Genomic DNA, 1,478 nt, shown 5'->3' on the forward strand with positions numbered 1-1,478 from the left:
CGATGACCGCGTAGAACACCGGCACGAACACCAGCGACAGGATGGTCGCCGCGACCATGCCGCCGAACACGGTGGTGCCGATCGACTGCCGGCTTGCCGCACCGGCGCCGGTCGCAAACATCAGCGGCAGCACGCCGAGGATGAAGGCGAAGGCCGTCATCAGGATCGGCCGCAGCCTGAGCCGTGCCGCCTCCATCGCCGCGTCGACGATGCTGAGGCCTTCTTCGCGCCGTCGCCTTGCGAACTCGACGATCAGGATCGCGTTCTTGGCCGCCAGGCCGATCAGCATGACGAAGCCTATCTGCGAGTAGACGTCGATCTGCATGCCACGCAGCAACAGGGCCACGAAGGCGCCGAACAGGGCCAGTGGCACCGCCAACAGCACCATGAACGGCATCGCCCAGCTCTCATACTGCATCGCCAGGATCAGGAAGACGAAGACGATGGCGAGGCCGAAGACGACGGACGCGATCGATCCTGCCTTGAGCTCCTGGAAGGTGATGCCGGTCCATTCGAAACCGAAATCCCTTGGCAGCGCAATGGCGGCGGCCCGTTCCATCGCGGCAACCGCCTGGCCCGAGGAAAAGCCGGGTGCCCCACCGCCATTGATCGAGGCCGAGGCATTGTTGTTGTAATGCGGCACGGTCTCCGGGCCGACGAAGGGCACGAGTTTGCCCAGCGTCGAGAGCGGCACCATGCCGCCGGAGGCATTGCGCACATAGAGCCGCGAAATGTCGGCGGCACCCGCACGTGCATCCTTGTCGGCCTGGATGGTCACCCGGAAGGTGCGGCCGAACAGGTTGAAGTCGTTGACGTAGAGCGAGCCGAGATAGATCTGCAGCGTGTTGAAGACATCGGGCAGATTGAGGCCGAGCAGCTTGGCCTTGCTGCGGTCGAGGTCGTAGTTGAACTGCGGCGTCGAGGTCGAGAATGGCGAGAACAGCTGCTGCGGGTTGATTTCCGGCTGCTTGCGCGCCTCGGCGATCACGGCTTGGGTCGCATCGTTGAGGGCTGAACTGCCGCGGCCGGTCAAATCCTCGACGACGAATTCGAAGCCGCCTGTGGTGCCGATACCCGGGATAGAAGGCGGATCGAAGCTCAGCGCGAAAGCTTCTGGAATCTGCATCAGCTTGCCGCGCACATCGGCGACGAGCTTCGATGCGCTCTGGTCGGGACCGCGCTCCTCCCACGGCTTCAGGATGGCGAATTCGACCGCCGAATTCGACTGCGCCGCACTGGTCAGGAAATTCAGGCCGCTGATCGAGCCGACAATCTCGACGCCGGGCGTCGCCTGCAGGATGTCGCGCGCCTTCTGCGCCACCGCGTCGGTGCGTTCCAGCGACGCGCCGTCGGGCAACTGGATGACGACGAAGAAATAGCCCTGGTCCTCGACCGGAAGGAAGGTCGAGGGCAGGCGCTGCCAGACGAAGTAGGTGGCGACCAGGCCGGCCGCGAACAGGCCGAGCATGATCCAGCGC

The 1,478-nt window shown here is 64.5% G+C and carries 1 protein-coding gene; it reads right to left on the minus strand.

Going from position 1 to position 1,478, the window contains the following annotated elements; translation table 11 throughout:
- Window positions 1-1,478: efflux RND transporter permease subunit (locus EN750_RS33990; RefSeq protein ID WP_145968186.1), on the minus strand; the 1,478-nt coding region annotated here is incomplete at both ends.

The sequence above is a fragment of the Mesorhizobium sp. M7A.F.Ca.ET.027.03.2.1 genome, assembly GCF_003999175.1.
Taxonomy (GTDB): domain Bacteria; phylum Pseudomonadota; class Alphaproteobacteria; order Rhizobiales; family Rhizobiaceae; genus Mesorhizobium.